The organism is Streptomyces sp. T39 (assembly GCF_008042045.1).
In the GTDB taxonomy this organism is placed as follows: Bacteria; Actinomycetota; Actinomycetes; order Streptomycetales; family Streptomycetaceae; genus Streptomyces.
Window position 1 is genome coordinate 1,862,927 of record NZ_RDBP01000012.1, and the last position, 20,775, is coordinate 1,883,701.

Genomic DNA, 20,775 nt, shown 5'->3' on the forward strand with positions numbered 1-20,775 from the left:
CGTGCTGATGGTCGTCTTCGGGACGGTCACCATGCGGCTCTACAACCGCAAGTGAGGCGCCGCCCGCTCCGGAGCCGCCCCCGCCCGCACCGGCGACACCGCCGCCGGCTGCGGCACCACCGGCGCCGCCGCCCGAGCCGGAGCCGCCCGCCGAGCCGGCGCCCGCACCCGCTCCGCCGCCGGAGCGGGTGGAGGCCGTGGCCATCCACACCTACCGGCCGGCGACCAAGAACCCCGAGCCCGCGGGAACCCCGCTCACGGTCCTGATGCTGGTGACCACGACCCCGGCGGTGCTCGCCGCGGCGCTGCTGCGCCCGCGTTCGCAGTCCGCCGCGCGCCGCGGCCGCACCTGAGCCGTACCCGGGCCCGCCCCGGTCCACCGCCCCGCCGGCCCGCGGTCCGTTTCACCGGCGGGTACCGCCGGAACCGCACGCACCGCGCACCCGTAACCCGTCCGCACCCCCTCACGGAGTCCCCTCATGTCCGACTGGCTCGTCCTGGCCACCGTGATGGCGGCCGCCTGCGCCGTCGTCCTCGTCGTCACCGTCCTCAGCCAGCGCAGACTCCGCGACGCCGCGGAGGGCCCCGAGGCGGCCGAGGCTCCGCAGACGCCCGATGTGCTCGAGTACATGGTGATGATGGTCGGCGTCGTGTACGCGATCGTCCTCGGTCTCGCCATCGCCGGGGTCTGGGAGGCGCGCGGGGCCGCCCAGGACGCCGTGCGCACGGAGGCGCAGGCGCTCCACGAGGTCACCCAGCGGGCCCAGGTCTACCCGTCGGACTTCCGGGAGAAGCTGCGGACCGACATCGACGCCTACGTGACCGAGGTCGTGGTGGACGAGTGGCCCCGGATGATCGAGCAGGAGGAGCTCTCGCCGCGCGGGACGGAACTGCTCGCGGCGGTGCGCACGGGCGTGGCCGAACGCGCGCCGGCCAACGAACTGGAGGCCCAGGCCTACCAGCCGATGCTGGACCAGGTGGCCGCCGCCGAGGACGCGCGCAACGCCCGGGCCGAGGGAGCGGGCGCGACCCTGCCGGGCATCGTGTGGTTCGGCCTGATCGCCGGCGCGGTGATCACCGTCGGACTGATCTTCACCATGCAGATCGGCCGCACCTTCCGGGAACTCCTGCTGGCCGGACTGTTCAGCGCGCTGATCGCGTTCCTCCTGTTCCTGGTGTGGGACTTCGACGCGCCGTTCGGGCGGTCGGGCTCCGATTCGGCGGACGCGTTCCGCCAGCTCTTCCCCGGGATCTCGGGCTCGGACTGACCGCACACCGGGACCGCGGTGCGGGCCGCCGCCGGCGGCCCGCACCGCGTTCCCGGGGCAGCGGCGGGCGTGCACGGCGGCGGGGCGCGGCCCGGCGGAATAGGAGCCCGGGGGGCGTGGTTGAATGGCATAGTTCAATGTTCAACCACTACTCGAGAGGTGACCGCCATGCAGTTCGGCATCTTCACGGTCGGCGACGTCACGACCGACCCGACCACCGGCCGCACGCCGAGCGAGCACGAGCGGATCAAGGCCACCCTCGCCATCGCCCAGAAGGCGGAGGAGGTCGGCCTGGACGTCTTCGCGACCGGCGAGCACCACAACCCGCCGTTCGTCCCCTCCTCGCCGACCACGCTTCTCGGCTACCTCGCCGCCCGCACCGACCGGCTGATCCTGTCCACGTCGACGACGCTGATCACCACCAACGACCCGGTGAAGATCGCCGAGGACTACGCCTACCTCCAGCACATCGCCGACGGCCGCGTCGACCTGATGATGGGCCGGGGCAACACCGGACCGGTCTACCCCTGGTTCGGCCAGGACATCCGCCAGGGCATACCGCTGGCCATCGAGAACTACGCACTCCTCCACAGGCTGTGGAGGGAGGACGTGGTCGACTGGGAGGGCAAGTTCCGCTCGGCGCTCCAGGGCTTCACGTCCACCCCGCGACCGCTGGACGGCGTCCCGCCGTTCGTGTGGCACGGCTCGATCCGCTCCCCCGAGATCGCCGAGCAGGCCGCCTACTACGGTGACGGCTTCTTCCACAACAACATCTTCTGGCCCATGTCCCACACCCGGAAGATGGTGGACCTCTACCGGAAGCGGTACGCGTTCTACGGGCACGGCACCCCGGAGCAGGCCATCGTCGGACTCGGCGGCCAGGTGTTCATGCGCAGGAACTCCCAGGACGCGGTCCGCGAGTTCCGGCCGTACTTCGACAACGCGCCGGTGTACGGACACGGCCCGTCCCTGGAGGACTTCACCGAGCAGACGCCGCTCACGGTCGGCTCGCCCGAGCAGGTCATCGAGCGCACCCTCGGATTCCGTGACGCGGTCGGCGACTACCAGCGCCAGCTGTTCCTGATGGACCACGCGGGTCTGCCGCTGAAGACGGTGCTCGAACAGCTCGACATCCTCGGCGAGCAGGTCGTCCCCGTCCTGCGCAAGGAGTTCGCCGCGCTGCGGCCGGCCGGCGTGCCCGAGTCGGCACCGCTCCACCCCGCCGTCGCCGGCTCCTCCGCCGACGCCGCCACCTCCGTCCCCGCTTCCGCCGGCACCACGAAGGAGTCGTGACCATGCAGCCCACCGGAACGCTCAAGCTCGTCGTCGTCTCCGCCGGTCTCGGCGTACCGTCCTCGACCCGGCTGCTCGCCGACCGGATCACCGAGTCCGTACGCCGCGAGCTGGCCGGATCCGGCCGGGAGGCCGACGTCCGCGTCGTGGAACTGCGCGACCTGGCGGTCGCCATCGCCAACAACTTCGTGACCGGCTTCCCGGCACCCGCCCTGGAGGAGGCGCTGGAGGCGGTGACCGAGGCGGACGGGATCGTCGCCGTGACGCCCGTCTTCGCGGCCTCCTACAGCGGTCTGTTCAAGTCGTTCTTCGATCTCGTCGAGCCCGACGCGCTGACCGGCAAGCCGGTCCTCGTGGCGGCGACCGGCGGCACCGCCCGCCACTCGCTCGTGCTGGAGCACGCCCTGCGCCCGCTCTTCGCCTATCTGCGGGCGCTGGTCGTGCCGACGGCGGTGTACGCCGCCTCGGAGGACTGGGGCGGCACGGGCGACCCCCTGACCGACACACTGCCCGACCGCATCGTGCGGGCCGGTCGCGAACTGGCCGCGCTGATGGGCACGACGGAGCGACGCACCCCCGCAGGACCGAGCCCTGCCGACCTGTTTGCGTAGATTTACGTAGGCTTGCGGGCGTGCACGAGCCGGTGCACGCCCGACGTCCACGGAGGTGGCGGCATGGCAGGGACAGGCAGGATCGTCGTGGGGGTGGACGGTTCCGAACCGTCCGTCACAGCGCTGAAGTGGGCCGTCCGGCAGGCCGGACTGAGCGGCGAGCCCCTGGAGGCCGTCATCAGCTGGGAGTACCCGGCGGCCGGCTGGGCAGCGATGGTCCCGTCCCTGCCGCCCGACTTCGACCCCGAGGAACTGGCCGGCAAGATCCTCGGCGACACCCTGGAGCAGACACTCGGCGCCGAGGCGGCCGCTTCCGTGACCCGCAAGGTCCTCATCGGCAACCCGGCCCAGGCGCTGATGGACCGGGCCCGAGGGGCGTCCCTCGTGGTCGTCGGCGACCGCGGGTACAGCGGCTTCAAGGCGGCGCTGCTCGGCTCGGTCGGGCTCCATCTGTCGCAGCACGCACCCTGCCCGGTGGTGATCGTCCGCGGCGAGGCAGCCGCCGCCTGAGGGTGCGCCGTCGCGGCGGGGCCTCGGGACGGCGGCGGTGGGCCGTGGGGCGGCCGGCGGCCGGTGCCGGGCGTACGCGGCGGCCGTGCGCCGGTGGGCGCCGGGGACACGCTGCACGTGTCGCTGTGCCTGTCACGGGCGTTCGGCGTGCTGGCCCAGTCGCTGCACGCCTGGCACCGGGTGTGGTGCCTGAACGAGAAGGGTGTGCCGCAGGCCCCCTTCAGGGCCGGAATGCTGTGCCGCAGGCCCCCGTCAGGGCCAGACCAGGCAGTACGGCTGATGTCCCGCCTCGTGCAGACGATGGCTGAAATCTTGCCATTCATGCAGCAGTTGGTAGACGTTGAAGGCGTCCCGCGGGCCGCCCCGGTCCGGGACCGTCGACCAGATGAACGCGGCCGCACCCACCGACTCCTCGCCGATGTCCCGCAGCGGATCGACCGCGGTCATCGGCAGTTTCACCACCGCGTAGTCCGGGTGCAGCACCACGAGTTCCAGCGGCGGCACCCTGTGCAGGGGCATGCCCTGGATGCCCGTCAGCACCATCGCGGCTATGGTCTCCGGCTTGATCTTGGTGAACATGCCGCCCATGCCGAGCTCGTCGCCGCCGAGCTCCTCGGGGCGCATCGAAATGGGCACACGGGCGGCCGTCGCGCCGTCGGGCGCGCCGAAGTACTTGTACGTCACCCCCAACCGGCCGCTCCTGCCTCCCAAGGGCTCATGTGCTTCGCCTCGCCGGTGTTTTCCCCGTCGGGCGGGCTCAGGACCCAGGTCGTCGGTCCCCTCGCCCAGTCCGCCACCGCGATGCATATCTCCACCCGACCACTCGCAGCCCCCGCCGCGCAACCAGATCATCGTGACAGTGACCTCCCCCACGAACGTGCGGTGAAACACCTGTCCGCAAGATCGCCCGGGCCTCTGAGACCATGGTTTCCGTGAGCTTTCCCTATGACGCCCCAGTTTCGCAGACGCTTTTCGACCGCGCGTCCCTCGTGACGCCCGGCGGCGTGAACTCTCCCGTCCGTGCCTTCCGCGCCGTGGGCGGTACGCCCCGGTTCATGGTGTCCGGCACCGGCCCGTACCTGACCGACGCCGACGGTCGTGAGTACGTCGACCTGGTCTGCTCGTGGGGGCCGATGATCCTCGGGCACTCCCACCCCGAGGTCGTCGCGGCGGTGCAGGCCGCCGTCGCGCGCGGCACCTCCTTCGGCACGCCCGGTGAGGGCGAGGTCGCGCTCGCCGAGGAGATCGTGGCCCGGGTCGCCCCCGTCGAGCAGGTGCGACTGGTCTCCAGCGGCACCGAGGCGACGATGTCGGCGATCCGGCTGGCCCGCGGATTCACCGGCCGTTCCAAGGTGATCAAGTTCGCCGGCTGCTACCACGGGCACGTGGACGCGCTGCTGGCCGCCGCCGGATCCGGACTCGCCACCTTCGCGCTGCCGGACACGCCCGGGGTCACCGGGGCCCAGGCCGGCGACACGATCGTGCTGCCGTACAACGATCTGGAGTCGGTGCGGGCCGCCTTCGCGGCGCACCCCGGTGAGATCGCCTGTGTGATCACCGAGGCGTCGCCCGGCAACATGGGCGTCGTCCCGCCGCTCCCGGGCTTCAACCAGGGTCTGAAGGACCTCTGCGCCGGCGACGGCGCGCTGTACATCTCGGACGAGGTGATGACCGGCTTCCGCACGTCGAGGGCCGGCTGGTTCGGTGTCGACGGCGTGGTGCCGGACCTGATGACCTTCGGCAAGGTGATGGGCGGCGGCTTCCCGGCCGCGGCCTTCGGCGGGCGTGCCGACGTGATGGGCCACCTCGCCCCCGCCGGCCCCGTCTACCAGGCCGGCACGCTCTCCGGGAACCCGGTCGCGACCGCCGCCGGCCTCGCGCAGCTGCGGCTCCTCGACGAGGCCGCCTACACCACGGTGAACTCCGTCTCCGAGGAGATCCGGTCCCTGGTGACCGGCGCCCTCGCCAAGGAGGGCGTGGCGCACCGGGTGCAGTCGGCGAGCAACATGTTCTCGGTGTTCTTCACCGCCGACGAGGTGCGCACCTACGAGGACGCCAAGCGCCAGGAGGCGTTCCGCTTCAACGCGTTCTTCCACTCGATGCTCGCCGACGGGGTCTACCTGCCGCCGTCCGCGTTCGAGTCGTGGTTCGTGTCCACCGCCCACGACGCGCGGGCCGTGGAGCGGATCGCCGCCGCGCTGCCCGCAGCGGCCCGAGCAGCGGCGGAGGCCACGGCATGAGCGCCGGCGACATCACCGTCGTGCACCTGATGCGTCACGGCGAGGTGCACAACCCGGACGGCGTGCTCTACGGGCGCCGGGAGGGCTACCACCTCTCCGACCTCGGCCGGCGGATGGCCGACCGGGTCGCCGAGCACCTCGCGGCGCGGGACGTCACCCATGTCGTGGCCTCCCCGCTGGAGCGCGCGCAGGAGACGGCCCAGCCGGTCGCCAAGACCCACGGGCTGGCCCTCGGCACCGACGAGCGGCTGATCGAGGCGGGCAACGTCTTCGAGGGCAAGACGTTCGGCGTGGGCGACGGCGCGCTGCGGCGGCCGGAGAACTGGAAGCACCTGACGAACCCGTTCCGCCCGTCCTGGGGCGAGCCGTACATCGAGCAGGTCGTGCGGATGATGGGCGCGCTCGACGCGGCGAAGGACGCGGCCCGCGGCCATGAGGCGGTGTGCGTCAGCCACCAGCTGCCGATCTGGATCGTGCGCAGCTTCGTCGAGAAGCGCCGGCTGTGGCACGACCCGCGGCGCCGGCAGTGCACGCTGGCCTCGCTGACGTCGTTCACGTATCAGGGCGACAGGATCGTTTCCGTCGGTTACTCGGAGCCCGCCCGCGATCTCGTCCCCGCGCATCTCCTCGCCGGGGCGAAGCCGGTGAAGGGCACGTCGAAGGCGTTCGGCGCCTGAATTCTTCGCCTGCATTCTTCCGTGCGGAAGAGAGCGGACCAGAGCCGGACCAGAGCCGGACCAGAGCCGGACCAGAGCCGGACCAGGGCGGATCGGGGCGGATCGGGGAGGGTGCCCCGATCCGCCCGGAATCCCTCGGTGGTCCCCCCGCGTCGTCCGGCCGGGCGCGTCGTGCGGCCGGTCGTCCGGCGGCCGTGCGTCGCCGAAGAAATCCGGCCACCTTTTCCGGAACCCGTTCGTGCCGGGCGGCATCTCACCCTGTGCCGGTTCGCACCGGCTCCCCGTGACCGGGGGAGCCCGGACGCACGAATGGGGGAGACATGCGCGACATCACCCGAAGGGGACTTCTGGGCGCGGGACTCGGCACCGCGGCGGCGATCACGGTGGCGGGCTGCGGCAGCGGCAGCGCGGCCGGTCACGGCGGAGGGAAGCCGGAGACGGGCCGGGGCGGCCCCCCGAGCCGTACGCCGAAACCCTCGCCGTCGCCGACGACCGGGCGGCCCATCGGCGACGGCTCCACGGCCGACACCGGCAGGCAGCCGCACCAGCCCCCGAAGCCCGTCCCGCTCGAACCGGGCCAGACGCCCCCGCAATTCGTGGTGTTCTCCTGGGACGGGGCGGGCGAAGTCGGCAACGGTCTCTTCCCGCGCTTTCTCGAACTCGCCAGGAATCACGGCGCGGCGATGACCTTCTTCCTCTCCGGTGTATATCTGCTGCCGGAGTCGAAGAAGTCGCTCTACCGTCCTCCGAACAACGGGATCGGCGCGTCGGACATCGGTTATCTGACCGACGACCACATCAAGGAGACGCTGACCCACATACGCCGGGCATGGCTCGACGGCCACGAGATAGGCACCCACTTCAACGGGCATTTCTGCGCCGGTTCGGGTTCGGTGGGGAAGTGGTCCCCGGCGGACTGGCGCAGCGAGATCGACCAGGCTGTGAAGTTCGTCACCGAATGGCGGACCAACACCGGCTGGACGGACGTCGATCCGCTGCCTTTCGACTACCGCAGGGAACTCGTCGGCGCCCGTACCCCGTGCCTCCTCGGGCAGGACGCGCTGCTGCCCACCGCCCGGCGGCTCGGCTGGCGGTACGACGCCTCCTCGCCCGGCGGCCGCCAGGTGTGGCCGGACCGGCGCCAGGGCCTGTGGGACCTGCCGCTCCAGCAGGTGCCCTTCCCCGGGCGCTCCTTCGAGGTCCTGTCGATGGACTACAACATGCTCGCCAATCAGTCGGGGAATTCGACCCAGGGTGTGCCCGCGCGCTTTCCGGGCTGGAAGACGCAGGCCAGGGACGCATATCTGTCCGGCTTCCGCCGCGCCTACGAGTCGAATCGCGCCCCGCTCTTCATCGGCAACCACTTCGAGCAGTGGAACGGCGGTATCTACATGGACGCCGTCGAGGAGGCGCTGAAGGGGATGGCCGGCCGGAAGGACGTACGGCTGGTGTCCTTCCGGCAGTTCTGCGACTGGCTCGACGTGCAGGATCCGCGGCTCCTCGCGAAACTCCGCACACTGGATGTCGGCCAGGTGCCGGCCGGGGGCTGGAACGCATTCCTTAGGGCTTCTTGACAACGGGGCCTAACGGGCACCCAGGGGGGTGCGGAAGATCGCCCCGCGGGTCATGCGAAACTTTTCACATGAGCTTCAGCCGTGCCCCCCGCGCCGCCCTGCTGACCGCACTGGTCGCCGCGGGCGCGCTCACCCTGTCGGCCTGCGGCGACGGCGGAAAGTCCGGCGGCGGAGGGGACACCAACTTCGTCGCCGGTTCCGGCGGCATCGCCACCGTCGCCAAGGGCGAGCGGCAGGCGCCCCACGAGCTCAAGGGCGAGACCCTGGAGGGCGAGCAGCTCGACGTCGCCGACCTCAAGGGCAAGGTCGTCGTGATGAACGTCTGGGGATCGTGGTGCCCGCCCTGCCGTTCCGAGGCGCCCTATTTCGCGAAGGTCGCCAAGGAGACCAAGGCGGAGGGCGTCGAGTTCGTCGGCATCAACACCCGGGACACCAACAGGGGACCGGCGATCGCCTTCGAGAAGGACTACGGCGTCGAGTACCCGAGCCTGTACGACCCGATCGGCAAGCTGATCGTCAACGGGTTCCCCAAGGGCAGCCTCAATCCGCAGGCCATTCCCTCGACGATCGTCCTCGACCGTGAGGGGAAGATCGCGGCCCGCGCCCTGCGCGCCCTGGACGACGAGGAACTCCGCAAGATGATCGACCCGCTGATCGCGGAGAAGTGATCGGCGTGGAACTCCTCGCCGCCTCCCCGGGGGTGAACGAGACGGTCCTCGGCGGCGCACTGCTCCTCGCGCTGCCCATCGCGGTGCTCGCGGGCCTGGTGTCGTTCTTCTCGCCGTGCGTCCTCCCTCTCGTGCCCGGCTACCTGTCCTATGTGACGGGCGTCACCGGCAGCGACCTCGCCGAGGCGCGCCGGGGCCGGATGGTCGCCGGGGCCTCGCTGTTCGTGCTCGGCTTCACCGCCGTGTTCGTCTCCGGCGGCGCGCTCTTCGGCTACTTCGGCTCCACCCTCCAGGGCCAGCGGGAGATCCTCTCCCGTGTGCTCGGGGTGCTGATGATCCTGCTGGGCGTCTTCTTCATGGGCCTGATGCCCTGGATGACCCAGCGTGAGTTCCGCATCCACCGGCGGCCGGTCTCCGGCCTGGTCGGGGCGCCGCTGCTCGGCGCCCTGTTCGGCATCGGCTGGACGCCGTGCATCGGTCCCACGCTCTCCGCCGTGACGTTCCTGTCGGCGAACGAGGCCAGCGCGGGACGGGGCGCGCTGCTGACCGTCGCGTACTGTCTCGGGCTCGGGGTGCCGTTCGTCCTCGCGGCGGTGGCGTTCCGGAAGGCGCTCGGAGCGTTCGGCTGGGTGAAGCGGCACTACGCCTGGGTGATGCGGATCGGCGGCGTGATGATGATCGTGACCGGCGTCCTGCTGCTCACAGGTGTCTGGGACAGCATGGTCCAGTCGATGCAGGGCTGGACCAACGGCTTCACGGTGGGGATCTGAACAGATGGGCACGACCTCCATGAACAACACCGAGGACCCCGAGCTCGGCGAGGCCGGGGCGCAGCTGTCCACGGCCCCCGTGGAAACGGCGGCCGACCGGACGCCCGGCGGCCCCACGCTCGGGGTGATCGGCTGGGCGCGCTGGTTCTGGCGCCAGCTCACCTCCATGCGGGTGGCGCTGATCCTGCTCTTCCTGCTGTCGCTCGGGGCGATCCCCGGCTCCCTCATCCCGCAGAACAGCGTGGACGAGATGAAGGTGCAGGCCTTCCGGGACCGGCACGAGACCCTGGCGCCGCTCTACGACAAGCTGCAGTTCTTCGACGTCTACAGCTCGGTGTGGTTCTCGGCGGTCTACATCCTGCTCTTCGTCTCCCTCATCGGCTGCATCGTGCCGCGCTCCTGGCAGTTCGTCGGCCAGCTGCGCAGCCGCCCGCCGGGTGCGCCGGGCCGGCTGACCCGGCTGCCCGCCTACACCACCTGGCGCACGGCGGCCGAGCCGGAGGAGGTCCGCGAGGCGGCGCTCACGATGCTGCGCGGCCGCCGCTTCCGCGCCCACGGCGTCGGGGACGCGGTGGCCGCCGAGAAGGGGTACCTGCGCGAGGCGGGCAACCTGGTCTTCCACGTGTCGCTGATCGTGATGCTGATCGCGTTCGCCTGGGGGCAGCTGTTCAAGTCCGAGGGCGGCAAGCTGGTCGTCGAGGGCGGCGGGTTCTCCAACACGCTCACCCAGTACGACGACTTCAAGTCCGGTTCGCTCTTCGGGACGGACGAGCTGACGCCGTTCAGCTTCACGCTCGACAGCTTCACCGGCACGTACGCCAGGAGCGGGCCGCAGCGCGGCACCCCGCGCACCTACGAGGCGGCCCTCACCTGGTCGACCCCCGGCAGCGCGGACCGCAAGCAGGTCGTCGAGGTGAACCGTCCGCTGGAGGTGGACGGCACCAAGGTGTACCTGAACGGCCACGGCTACGCGCCGGTCGTCACCGTCCGGGACGGCAAGGGCGACGTCGTCTTCCAGGACGCGGTGCCGCTGCTGCCGATCGACAACAACGTGACCTCCACCGGTGCCATCAAGGTGATGGACGGGTACCGGGACAAGAACGGCAAGAAGGACCAGCTCGGTTTCCAGGCCTTCTTCGTGCCGACCTTCGCCGGCGCGGGCAAGGGCGACATGTTCTCGCAGTTCCCCGGGCTGGAGTTCCCGGTGCTCGCGCTCACCGGCTACCACGGCAGCCTCGGTGTCGACGCCGGTCTGCCGCAGAACGTCTACCAGCTCGACACCCGCAAGATGAAGCAGTTCAAGGGCGCCGACGGCGAGGTCCTCAAGCAGCGGCTGCTGCCCGGCGAGACCATGCAGCTGCCGGACGGGGCCGGCTCCATCACGTTCGAGAAGGACGTGAAGGAGTGGGCGACCTTCCAGATCACCCGGCAGCCCGCCACCGGCTGGGCGCTGACCGGAGCCGTCGCCGCCATCGGCGGACTCGCGGCCTCCCTCTTCATCAGGCGCCGCCGCGTCTGGGTGCGGGCGGTCCGCGGTGAGGACGGCGTGACCGTCGTCGAGATGGCGGGCCTCGGCCGCAGCGAGTCGGCGAAGCTCCCCGAGGAGCTCACCGACCTGGCCCTGACCCTCCACGCACAGGCGCCGACGGCGCCCGGAGAAACCGAAGAACCGGACGTTCCTGCCGAAGGGGCACAGCAGTGACTCTCGCCGCCGCAACCAACGAAGGTCTCGCGGAGATCAGCAACTATCTGATCTATTCGTCGATGGCCGTGTACACGCTGGCCTTCTTCGCGCACATGGCGGAGTGGCTCTTCGGCAGCCGGAGCAAGGTGGCCCGCACGGCCGCCGCGCTGACGGCGCCCAAGGAAGCCGCCGCCGCGGCCCCGGCCGTCACGGTCCGCACGGCCGGCGGCACCACGGTGCTGGACAAGCCGAAGGTCGTCACCCGGGCCGCCGCCGGCACCCGTGACGTGCCCGACGGGCCCGGAGCGCACGGCGGCACCGAGAAGGGCGACCTCTACGGCCGGATCGCGGTGTCGCTGACGGCCCTGGCGTTCCTGCTGGAGGCCTCCGGCGTCATCGCCCGCGCCGTCTCGGTGCAGCGCGCGCCGTGGGGCAACATGTACGAGTTCTCCACCACCTTCTCGACCGTCGTCGTCGGTGTGTACCTCGCGCTGCTGCTCGCCGGGAAGAACGTCCGCTGGGCCGGTCTGCCCCTGGTCACCACGGTCCTGCTCGACCTCGGCCTGGCCGTGACTGTGCTCTACACCAAGAGCGACCAGCTGGTGCCCGCGCTCGACTCGTACTGGCTGTGGATCCACGTCTCCACCGCCATCTTCTGCGGCGCCGTCTTCTACCTCGGCGCGGTCGGCAGCATCCTGTACCTCTTCCGGGACTCCTACGAGGCGAAGCTCGCGAGCGGCGGCCGGCCCGGCAGGTTCGCCACCTCGGTCATGGAGCGGCTGCCCGCCGCCGCGTCGCTCGACAAGTTCGCCTACCGGGTCAACGCGGCGGTCTTCCCGCTCTGGACGTTCACGATCATCGCCGGCGCGATCTGGGCCGGTGACGCGTGGGGCCGCTACTGGGGCTGGGACGCGAAGGAGGTCTGGTCCTTCATCACCTGGGTCGCCTACGCCGCGTACCTGCACGCCCGTGCGACCGCCGGCTGGAAGGGCCGCAAGGCCGCCTACATCGCGCTCGTCGCGTTCCTGTGCTTCCTGTGGAACTACTACGGCGTGAACATGTTCGTGAACAGCCTGCACTCCTACGCGGGCGTCTGACCGCCGGACCCGCCCGGGGCGCGAGGTCGCGTCCCCGGCGGGAGCGCGCGACGCTGGAGGCATGAGCGACGCGATCCCCCGGGGCACCTGGGAGACGAGGGAGGACGGCACCCGCCTGCTGCGCTGGGCGGTGCCCCTGCCGCATCCGGTGGTCCGTGTCTGGGCCGCCGTCGCCACGCCGGAGGGGCTGCCCGCCTGGCTGTGCGCCGCCGAGGTGCTCGAACCGAGGGTCGGCGGCGCGGTCGTGCTGCGCTGGCTCAACGCCGACGCCGACGGGCGGCACACGCTCGCCGCCGGCCATGTCACCGCCTGGGACACGGAGCGGGTCGCCGAGTACACGGTCACCGTCCACGGCCGGATCCGCTTCCACCTCGAACCGCACACCGGGAACGGCACCATGCTGCGCTTCACCGACGCGCTGCGGTGCGACGACGAGGTGCTGCTGGACTGCCTGGCCGGCTGGCACGACCATCTCGAGCTGCTGGCGGCCGCCCTGGACGGCAGGCCGGTCACCGACTGGTCGTCCTGGACGGCCGAACGCTGGCAGCGGCTGCGCGACTCCTACGCGGCGCCCGGCAAGGCGACCGGCTGACGCGCGGGTCCGAGGGCGGCCGGCCTGCTCAGTCCTTCTTGTAGACGCAGTCCGCCGGTGGTTCCTTGCCGTCCGGCCAGGAGAACTCCTCGAACCGCAGGGTGCCGTCCTCCGCCAGCCGCACGATCGGCACCGCCTTGTTGCGGGGGTTGCCGTCGGTGTCCAGGCAGATCCAGCCGCTGGCGCCGTTCACCCGGAGCGACCCCGTCAGGTGCGGCCACTGGGCGGTCACGTCGTCCGGCGACGGCGCCTTCGCCGACGAGCCGGTCGCCCTGCGGATGCCCTGCACCGCCGTCGCCATCGCGTCGTACCCGATGATCGTCTGACCGTCGTGCAGCACGTTGGGGCCGATCTCGTCGCGCACCTCGGCGAGGGCGTCGGCCAGCTGCCGGTAGGCGGAGGCCGACCCGCCGGTCGCGGGCAGTGCCCGTCCCGGAGCGGGCACCCAGGCGTCGGGGTGGGCGAGGGCCGCGTACTTCAGGGTCACCCGCGGTTTCCCGCCGCCCGGCTGGGGCTCCAGTGCCTTGCGGTCGACCTTGTCGTCCGAGCCGAGGTACGAGGCCTCGTCACCGGTGAAGACGGTGAATCCCCGGCCGGCACAGCCCGACCGGCCCAGTTCCGAGACGAACACCCGCAGCGGGGTGTGCCGGCCGGCGAAGAAGACCGTGTGCGCGTCGGTGTCGCAGATGTAGTGCGCGATGCTGTTGAAGACGTTGCCGAGGTTGCCCGCGTCGTCCGGCTCGTCGCCCGAGGTGAACGGCCGGGCGTCGTAGACCTGGTCGGGAAGCTGCTCGTCGAACGCCTCGCGCAGGGTGCGCGCGTAGTTGTTGCGGGCGTTGGTGTCGTAGACCAGCAGGGCGTTGCGGTCGACCGCCTTGGCGTGTGCCACCAGGGCCCTGGCCTCGTCCTTGTTGGTGGGGGAGACCCGGGCGAGGCCGGGTATGCCGCTGATGTCGTCGGCGGTGATCGTCGAGCCCACCATGGGCACCCGGTGCTTCGCCAGCAGGCCCACGGCCTTCTTGTTCACCTCGTTGCTGGTCGCTATCCCCGTCACGGCGCGCACCGGCACCGGGTCGTCGGTCATGCCGACGAGCTGGAGCACCACCCGCTCCCAGTGCAGTCCGAGGTCGCCGGTGTTGGCGAGCAGCACCCGGATCCGCGGCGGCCGGCCCTCGGCGCGGTTGGCGAGCCGCTGCTGGAGGTAGACCCCCTGGAGCTCGTGGCGCATCTTGGTCAGCTGCTCGGGCGCCGTCGAGGAGAACGGCATCATCACCGCGACGGAGACCATGAGGTCCCCGCTCTTCGCGGCCTCCTCGTTCTCCGCGCCGATGGCACGGGCGACCTCGCGTATCTCCGTGACGCCGAAGTCGTAGCCGGTCGCGGAGACGCCGATGCACTCCTCGCTGTCCTCGGGGCGCTCGACGCCGGGCGAGCAGGAGCGGTCCGGGTCGAGGACGTCCGGCACGTAGACGATGCCGAGCAGCAGCACCACCGCGGCCGCAGCACCGATGAGGATCTTGGTCAGGTTGTTCATCAGTCGTTCCCCCCGTTCGCCCGTCCCCGCCGTGTGCAGGCGCACTCCCGCAGGGGGCGCCCCGACCTGATGCTCTCCGCCCAGTGCTCGGCGGCGTCGGTGAGCACCGAGCCGTCGGCGACGTCGTCCCGCATCGCGTACAGCGCCCCGCGGGTGGCCGCCTCCAGCCGTGCCTCCGGCAGTTCCAGCCGGTCCTGCGCGAGCCAGGCGGCGTTCAGCAGCCGCGCCACCCGCCGCTCCGGTTCGTGGTGGCCGCCGGTGAAGGCGAGCCTGCGCCGCTCGTCGAGGCCCGCGAAGACCGGCGCCGACGCGATGTGCAGCAGATTGTCCAGCCAGGCCGCCGTGTTCATCAGGTAGAGCGAGCCGTGGAGGTGCGCGACGGCGTTGCGGGTCAGCCCGATCGACAGCTCGTGGTGGTACTGGTGCGGCGAGGCCGGGGAGGCGCCCGCGTAGTGCGTCGCGAGCCGTTGATGGCCGCGCACCCACGACGAGTGGTCCGGCTCCCGGTGGTAGAGCTGGTGCAGCAGCACGAGGCGCAGACAGTGGTCGCCGACGAAGTGCTCGTCGCAGCGCGGCCAGCCGTCCGCGTCCAGGGCGTGCCGCAGCTCGGTCGTGGTGAGGGCGGCCGCCGGCGACAGCAGCAGTCCGGCGGCGTGTGCGTCGGCCGCCGGGGACACCAGGGTGAGCAGGTCGCCCGTCTCGCCCGGCACCAGTTCGTCGCGCAGCGTCTGCGCCACCGTCGGCCCCGTCGTCGTGTGCCGCGGTGTGGCGGGCCGGTAGCGCAGCAGGGACCGCAGGGTCAGCGCGGGCAGCGCCGGCCGGACGACACCGTCCTCGGGGGCCGCGTCCGCCAGGTGGTTCAGCTCCGCCACGGCGTCCGTCATCCGGGTCATCGCCAGCGGCCGCCCGCCGGTGAACCGGTAGAGCGCGCGCGGCAGTCCGGGCGGCAGCATCGCGTCCGGGTCCACATGGCTCAGCAGCCCGTCCGAGGTCTCGGGACCTGCAGGGGGCAGCGGAGGGTACGGCACCACGACCATCGGGTGCCGGCACAGCTGGTCCGTCCGGCCGCCGGCGAGCCCCACCGCCGACGTCAGCGAGGGCAGCCGGTACGCGCCCGTGAGGACCGGCGGGTCCTCCCGCCGGAAGGCGGCGACGACGACGACCCGGTCGTGGTGGCCCCGGCCGCGGTAGGTGAGGCAGTCGCGCACCAGGCGCTCGCCCGGTTCGTCGTGCGCGTTGTCGAGCAGCATCAGCGGCCGTCCGGTGCGCAGCAGCCAGCCGCCCGTGGTCCGGTACGCCTCCTCCAGGTCGGCGCGCAGCGCCTGGCCCAGGTAGTACTCGGCCCGCACCCGCTGGTCGCCGCCGTGCCGGAAGTGGCCGCCGAGCAGGGCCAGTCCGGCGGCGGCGTCGCCCTGCGCGCCCGGGTAGGCGCCGTACCAGCCGACCGCGCGGCGCCCGCCGCGCGGGAGGTCCCGCAGCAACACGTCCACCGACACCCCGGTCGGCGTCTGGGGCGGCCGCATCACCGCGTACGCCGCGACGAGCCTCGCCGCCCGGTCCCGGGCGGCCTCCCCCGACGCGCCGCGCACCGGCGAGACCGCCTCCAGCCGGCCCAGTTCGGCCGCGATGCGTTCGTCCTGGCCGGCGTCCCAGGCGCCGGACGCGACGGCCACCAGGCCCGCGAACAGCCGTGTCAGGTGCAGGGCCCCGGCACGCGGGGGGCCGCTGCGGACGAAGTCGGAGCCCAGGCGCAGCAGCGCCTCGGTCACCAGGGAGCGGGAGCGGGGCGACTCGGCCGCCGCGGTGCGCAGCGCGTCGTCGGCGCAGTCGAGATACGCCGTGGGCGTCGCCGTGCCGCAGAGGTCCCGCAGCCGCAGTGCGTCGTACGTCTTGCCGGTGCCGCGTCCGCCGACGACGGCGACGACCGGCGGGGGGAGCGCCTTGCAGTAGGGGCGGTGCCGGCGTCCGTCCACCTCGATGCCGGTGAGATGGGACGCCAGCTGCGCGAGTAAGCCGCTCCGCGCGGCCAGTTGATCCCTCAAGGACGACTCCCGGTCGGTCAAGTGGCGCCGGGCGGGCGGATGGTTGACGGGATCAAGGTTATTACCCAGCCCTGGGCACGGCGTAGCCGTCGGCGGGTGCCGTGTTCACTCCGTTACGTGCGGTGTCCGCAAGGGGAGCGGGTGACTCCGGTCAGGGACGGGGCTTGTCGCCCTCGTCGCCGTCCGCGGGGCCGTCCACGGCGTCGTCCGCCGTCTCCCCCCGGTCCTTGCGCTCGCGTTCGTTCTCCTCGCGCAGCGACTTCAGGAACTCGGGGTTGTCGTCCGGCGCGACCCAGCCGCGCCGGGAGGGGGCGCGCCCGGCCGATGCGGCGCGGTCCTTGCCCACGGCCAGCCAGGAGATCGAGCCGACCAGGGGGAACAGCAGCACGAGGATCGCCCACAGCGGCTTCGGGACGTGGCGGACGTCCTTCTCGTCGGTGGTGATGCAGTCGATGAACGCGTAGATGCTCAGGCCCAGAGGCACCAGCACCATCAGCACCCGAAGCATGGCCGCCCCCTTGCGCGACAGAGCTCGGGGCCGAACCGCGGCCCCCGTGACAGCTCCAGCGTAGTGCGTACCGGATACTGGACGGCATGGCTTACGACGATCTTCGCTCCCTGCTCCGGGCGCTGGAGCGCGAGGGAGACCTCAAGCGCATCAAGGCCGAGGTCGATCCGCACCTGGAGGTCGGGGAGATCGTCGACCGGGTGAACAAGGCCGGCGGCCCCGCGCTCCTCTTCGAGAACGTGCGCGGCTCGGCGATGCCCCTCGCGATGAACGTCTTCGGCACCGACCGCCGCCTGCTGAAGTCGCTCGGACTGAAGTCCTACGCCGACATCAGCGACAAGATCGGCGGGCTGCTCAAGCCGGAGCTGCCGCACGGCTTCGTGGGCGTGCGCGAGGCCTTCGGCAAGCTGGGCTCGATGGTCCACGTGCCGCCGAGGAAGGTGAAGGACGCGCCCGTGCAGGAGGTCGTCCTGCAGGGCGACGACGTCGACCTCGACGCCCTGCCCGCCCTCTTCACCTGGCCGCAGGACGGGGGCTCGTTCTTCAACCTCGGGCTCACCCACACCAAGGACCCGGAGACGGGCATCCGCAACCTCGGCCTCTACCGGCTCCAGCGCCACGACCGGCGCACCATCGGCATGCACTGGCAGATCCACAAGGACAGCCGCAACCACTACGCCGTCGCCGCACGGCGCGGCGAGCGGCTGCCGGTCGCCATCGCCTTCGGCTGCCCGCCGGCCGTGACGTACGCCTCGACCGCGCCGCTGCCCGGCGACATCGACGAGTACCTCTTCGCCGGCTTCGTCGCCGGCAAGCGGATCGAGATGGTCGACTGCAAGACCGTGCCGCTCCAGGTCCCGGCCAACGCCGAGGTGGTGCTGGAGGGCTGGCTGGAGCCGGGGGAGATGCTCCCCGAGGGGCCGTTCGGCGACCACACCGGCTTCTACACGCCGCAGGAGCCGTTCCCCGCGCTGCGGATCGACTGCGTCACCATGCGCAAGCGGCCGCTCCTCCAGTCGATCGTGGTCGGCCGCCCGCCGACCGAGGACGGTCCGCTGGGCCGGGCCACCGAGCGCTTCTTCCTGCCGCTGCTCAAGATCATCGTCCCGGACATCGTGGACTACCACCTCCCCGAGTCGGGCGGCTTCCACAACTGCGCGATCGTCTCGATCGACAAGAAGTACCCGAAGCACGCCCAGAAGGTGATGCACGCGATCTGGGGCGCGCACATGATGTCGCTGACCAAGCTGATCGTGGTCGTCGACGCCGACTGCGACGTCCACGACCTGCACGAGGTGTCCTGGCGGGCGCTCGGCAACACCGACTACGCACGCGACCTCACCGTCGTCGAGGGGCCCGTCGACCATCTCGACCACGCCTCCTACCAGCAGTTCTGGGGCGGCAAGGCGGGCATCGACGCGACCCGCAAGCTTCCCGAGGAGGGGTACACGCGGGACGGCGGCTGGCCCGAGATGGTCGAGTCCGACCCCGCGACGGCCGCGCTGGTCGACCGCCGGTGGAAGGAGTACGGGCTGTGAGCCCGGCCACGGGCGGGCCCGCGCTGTTCATCGGCGGCGACACCGACTACGTCGCGCTGGTGCGTCCCGAGCTCGACCCCGCGGACCCGGACGTCCGGCGCGCCGCCGCAGAGGCCGGCGTCGGCGCCGAGGAGTTCGCCGGCGCCGGGGACACCTGGGCCGTGCTCGTGGAGAGCGGCGGCGAGGGCGACGGTTTTGAGCTGCCCGGAGTGCGCGACACGGAACCGGCGGGCTTCGCCGAGCGCCTGCGCGCGGAGCTCGCCGCGGCGGCCGGCCCGTTCGAGGTCGACGGCGGCGCCGTGCTGCGGCTGGACGCCCGCCCGGCCGGGGAGGGGGCGTACGCGTTCACGGCGCACGTCACCCCGCCGGGCGACGACGCCGTGCCGCTCACGGTGGAGACCGGTCCGCTGCCCGTCGACGGGCTGCTCGCCGACCTCGACGCGTTCCTCGGGAGCCTCGCATGATGACGACCACCGACGGGGTCGTGGGCCCGGGTCCCGCGCCGCGGCCGGCCGGGAAGGTGAAGGCTTTCCTGCGCCTGGTGATGATCGAGCACTCGGTCTTCGCGCTGCCCTTCGCCTACATCGCCGCCCTCACCGCCATGTTCGAGGTGGACGGCCGCGTCCACTGGGCCGATCTGCTCCTCGTCACCGTCGCCATGGTCGGATTGCGGACCTTCGCCATGGCGTGCAACAGGATCATCGACCGCGAGATCGACGCGCGGAACCCGCGCACCGCCTCCCGGGAACTGGTCACCGGCGCGGTGTCCGTCCGGTCGGCGTGGACCGGCGCGCTGATCGCCCTCGCGGTCTTCCTCGGCGCGGCCGCCCTGCTCAACCCGCTGTGCCTGGCGCTGGCGCCGGTCGCGGTGGTGCCGATGGTGGTCTACCCGTACGGCAAGAGGTTCACCGACTACCCCCACGCCATCCTGGGACTCGCCCAGGCCATGGGCCCCGTCGGCGCGTGGATCGCGGTCACCGGCTCCTGGTCCTGGGACGCGGTGATCCTCGGGCTCGCGGTCGGTGTGTGGATCGGCGGCTTCGACCTGATCTTCGCCTGCCAGGACGTGCAGGCGGACCGCGCGCACGGTGTCCGCTCGGTCCCGGCGCGCTTCGGCATCCCGGCCGCCCTGTACGGCGCCCGTGCCTGCCATGCCGTCACGATGGCGCTCTTCGTCTGGTACGCGGTGGCGACGGACGCGGGCGCGTTCCTGTGGGCCGGTCTCGCCGTGGTGGCGGCGGCCTTCGCCTACGAGCACTCGATCGTGCGACCGCACGACCTGTCCCGCCTGAACCGGGCGTTCTTCACCGTCAACGGCTTCATCGGCATAGCGCTGTTCGTGTGCGCGCTGCTCGACCTGGTGGTGCGGGGCCTCACCGTCTGACGCGGCCCCGCCGCGGCACGGACTGCCCCGCCACCGGGGAGCGCGGCGCCCGCCCCGGACCGCCGTGCCCGCTTCAGCAGGCCGGGACCCGCTGCCGGGGCGTGCGGCCCCGGGTGCGGAGGACGAACGCCGCGGCGACCCCCGCCACCAGGCCGAAGAGATGGCCCTGCCAGCTGACCCCGCTCGCCGACGGCGACAGGCCGGCGAGGATCGAGCCGCCCCAGACCGCCGCGACGAGCACGCCCACCACCACGTCGAGGGCCTTGCGCTCCACGAAGCCGCGCGCGAGCAGGTAGCCGAACAGGCCGAAGACCAGGCCGGACGCTCCCGCGGTGTTCGTCCCGGACGGGGAGACGAGCCAGACGGCCAGGCCGTCGGCCACCACGATCAGCGCCGCCACCGCGAGGAAGCGGCGTATGCCGCCGAGCGCGGCGAGGAATCCCAGCACCAGCAGCGGGATCGTGTTGGACGCGACGTGCGCGAAGCCGAAGTGGAGGAAGGCGGACGGGACGACGTCGAGCAGCTCACCGGGATCGCGCGGCACGATCCCGTGGGCGTCCAGCGCGTGGCCGGTGACGACGTCGACCGCTTCGAGCGCCCAGAGCAGGGCGATCCAGGCGCACATGAGCAGTGCGGCCGTACGGGCACGGCCGGCGCCGCGGGTGCTCCGGTCGAGCCGGATGTCCGTCATGTCGCCCCCCGATCCGTCCGTGTGCGTGGCCGACATGTCTGGAACGTGCGGCACGCCCCGCCGGTTCCGGGGCGGGGGCGCCGGTGGGCCCGTC

General features: G+C 72.0%; 21 protein-coding genes and 1 pseudogene. 17 read left to right on the forward strand and 5 right to left on the reverse strand.

Annotation, left to right across the window (positions count from 1 at the left end; genetic code table 11):
* Positions 1-197 precede the first annotated feature (197 nt).
* From EAO77_RS38530 to EAO77_RS39860, 6 genes and pseudogenes are all read left to right on the forward strand, one after another.
* Positions 198-353, forward strand: a complete 156-nt coding sequence (locus tag EAO77_RS38530; protein WP_187283279.1) for a hypothetical protein — start codon at positions 198-200, stop codon at positions 351-353.
* 126 nt (positions 354-479) lie between these two features.
* Positions 480-1,268: a DUF4239 domain-containing protein gene (locus tag EAO77_RS09400; RefSeq protein WP_147987571.1), complete on the forward strand. Its 789-nt coding sequence runs from the start codon at positions 480-482 to the stop codon at positions 1,266-1,268.
* Between the two features lie 168 nt (positions 1,269-1,436).
* Positions 1,437-2,561 (forward strand): LLM class flavin-dependent oxidoreductase, encoded by a 1,125-nt coding sequence (locus tag EAO77_RS09405; protein ID WP_147987572.1) that lies wholly within the window; start codon positions 1,437-1,439, stop codon positions 2,559-2,561.
* Positions 2,562-2,563: 2 nt separating this feature from the next.
* Positions 2,564-3,172 (forward strand): FMN reductase, encoded by a 609-nt coding sequence (locus EAO77_RS09410; RefSeq protein WP_147987573.1) that lies wholly within the window; start codon positions 2,564-2,566, stop codon positions 3,170-3,172.
* A 63-nt stretch (positions 3,173-3,235) separates the two neighbouring features.
* A complete protein-coding gene (locus EAO77_RS09415; RefSeq protein WP_147987574.1) occupies positions 3,236-3,682 on the forward strand; it encodes a universal stress protein in 447 nt (148 codons plus the stop codon).
* Between the two features lie 99 nt (positions 3,683-3,781).
* A pseudogene (locus tag EAO77_RS39860) lies at positions 3,782-3,893 on the forward strand (DNA polymerase subunit beta); the annotation flags it as partial.
* A gap of 41 nt (positions 3,894-3,934) precedes the next feature.
* On the opposite strand, the gene EAO77_RS09425 reads toward EAO77_RS39860, so the two are convergent.
* Positions 3,935-4,489, reverse strand: a complete 555-nt coding sequence (locus EAO77_RS09425; protein WP_187283170.1) for a hypothetical protein — start codon at positions 4,487-4,489, stop codon at positions 3,935-3,937.
* A gap of 116 nt (positions 4,490-4,605) precedes the next feature.
* Between EAO77_RS09425 and hemL the strand changes: the two genes are divergently transcribed.
* The 8 genes from hemL (at position 4,606) to EAO77_RS09465 (ending at position 12,984) form a co-directional block, all read left to right on the forward strand.
* Positions 4,606-5,922, forward strand: coding sequence for a glutamate-1-semialdehyde 2,1-aminomutase (gene hemL, locus EAO77_RS09430; protein WP_147987576.1), 1,317 nt, complete (start codon positions 4,606-4,608; stop codon positions 5,920-5,922).
* Entirely contained in the window at positions 5,919-6,599 is a 681-nt protein-coding gene (locus EAO77_RS09435) for a histidine phosphatase family protein (protein ID WP_147987577.1), read from the forward strand. Before hemL ends, EAO77_RS09435 begins: the two co-directional genes overlap by 4 nt.
* A 320-nt stretch (positions 6,600-6,919) precedes the next feature.
* Positions 6,920-8,173, forward strand: coding sequence for a hypothetical protein (locus tag EAO77_RS09440; protein WP_147987578.1), 1,254 nt, complete (start codon positions 6,920-6,922; stop codon positions 8,171-8,173).
* Positions 8,174-8,241: 68 nt separating this feature from the next.
* Entirely contained in the window at positions 8,242-8,841 is a 600-nt protein-coding gene (locus EAO77_RS09445; RefSeq protein WP_147987579.1) for a TlpA family protein disulfide reductase, read from the forward strand.
* A gap of 5 nt (positions 8,842-8,846) precedes the next feature.
* Positions 8,847-9,611: a cytochrome c biogenesis CcdA family protein gene (locus EAO77_RS09450; protein WP_147987580.1), complete on the forward strand. Its 765-nt coding sequence runs from the start codon at positions 8,847-8,849 to the stop codon at positions 9,609-9,611.
* Between the two features lie 4 nt (positions 9,612-9,615).
* Positions 9,616-11,313, forward strand: a complete 1,698-nt coding sequence (locus EAO77_RS09455; protein WP_147987581.1) for a cytochrome c biogenesis protein ResB — start codon at positions 9,616-9,618, stop codon at positions 11,311-11,313.
* Positions 11,310-12,392 (forward strand): c-type cytochrome biogenesis protein CcsB, encoded by a 1,083-nt coding sequence (gene ccsB / locus EAO77_RS09460; RefSeq protein ID WP_147987582.1) that lies wholly within the window; start codon positions 11,310-11,312, stop codon positions 12,390-12,392. The genes EAO77_RS09455 and ccsB overlap by 4 nt, the downstream gene beginning before the upstream one ends.
* Positions 12,393-12,453: 61 nt before the next feature.
* A complete protein-coding gene (locus EAO77_RS09465; protein ID WP_147987583.1) occupies positions 12,454-12,984 on the forward strand; it encodes an SRPBCC domain-containing protein in 531 nt (176 codons plus the stop codon).
* Positions 12,985-13,012: 28 nt separating this feature from the next.
* On the opposite strand, the gene EAO77_RS09470 is transcribed toward EAO77_RS09465, so the two are convergent.
* The 3 genes from EAO77_RS09470 to EAO77_RS09480 form a co-directional block, all read right to left on the reverse strand.
* Positions 13,013-14,518, reverse strand: coding sequence for a hypothetical protein (locus tag EAO77_RS09470; RefSeq protein ID WP_147987584.1), 1,506 nt, complete (start codon positions 14,516-14,518; stop codon positions 13,013-13,015).
* The gene (locus tag EAO77_RS09475; RefSeq protein ID WP_147987585.1) at positions 14,518-16,560 is read right to left on the reverse strand and encodes a hypothetical protein; all 2,043 of its coding nucleotides are present in this window, start codon (positions 16,558-16,560) and stop codon (positions 14,518-14,520) included. Before EAO77_RS09475 ends, EAO77_RS09470 begins: the two co-directional genes overlap by 1 nt.
* Before the next feature lie 151 nt (positions 16,561-16,711).
* The gene (locus EAO77_RS09480) at positions 16,712-17,068 is read right to left on the reverse strand and encodes a PLD nuclease N-terminal domain-containing protein (RefSeq protein ID WP_147987586.1); all 357 of its coding nucleotides are present in this window, start codon (positions 17,066-17,068) and stop codon (positions 16,712-16,714) included.
* An 86-nt stretch (positions 17,069-17,154) separates the two neighbouring features.
* Here EAO77_RS09480 and EAO77_RS09485 point away from each other — a divergent pair, with 86 nt between their 5' ends.
* Genes EAO77_RS09485 through mqnP form a run of 3 tightly spaced genes read left to right on the forward strand, consistent with a single transcriptional unit; the run spans position 17,155 to position 19,990 of the window.
* On the forward strand, positions 17,155-18,606 hold the full coding sequence (locus tag EAO77_RS09485) for a menaquinone biosynthesis decarboxylase (protein WP_147987587.1): 1,452 nt from the start codon (positions 17,155-17,157) through the stop codon (positions 18,604-18,606).
* Positions 18,603-19,070 (forward strand): hypothetical protein, encoded by a 468-nt coding sequence (locus EAO77_RS09490; RefSeq protein WP_147987588.1) that lies wholly within the window; start codon positions 18,603-18,605, stop codon positions 19,068-19,070. The genes EAO77_RS09485 and EAO77_RS09490 overlap by 4 nt, the downstream gene beginning before the upstream one ends.
* Positions 19,067-19,990 (forward strand): menaquinone biosynthesis prenyltransferase MqnP, encoded by a 924-nt coding sequence (gene mqnP / locus EAO77_RS09495; RefSeq protein ID WP_147987589.1) that lies wholly within the window; start codon positions 19,067-19,069, stop codon positions 19,988-19,990. Before EAO77_RS09490 ends, mqnP begins: the two co-directional genes overlap by 4 nt.
* A gap of 73 nt (positions 19,991-20,063) precedes the next feature.
* Here mqnP and EAO77_RS09500 read toward each other — a convergent pair whose 3' ends face one another.
* Positions 20,064-20,681: a rhomboid family intramembrane serine protease gene (locus EAO77_RS09500; protein WP_147989047.1), complete on the reverse strand. Its 618-nt coding sequence runs from the start codon at positions 20,679-20,681 to the stop codon at positions 20,064-20,066.
* Between the last annotated feature and the right edge of the window lie 94 nt (positions 20,682-20,775).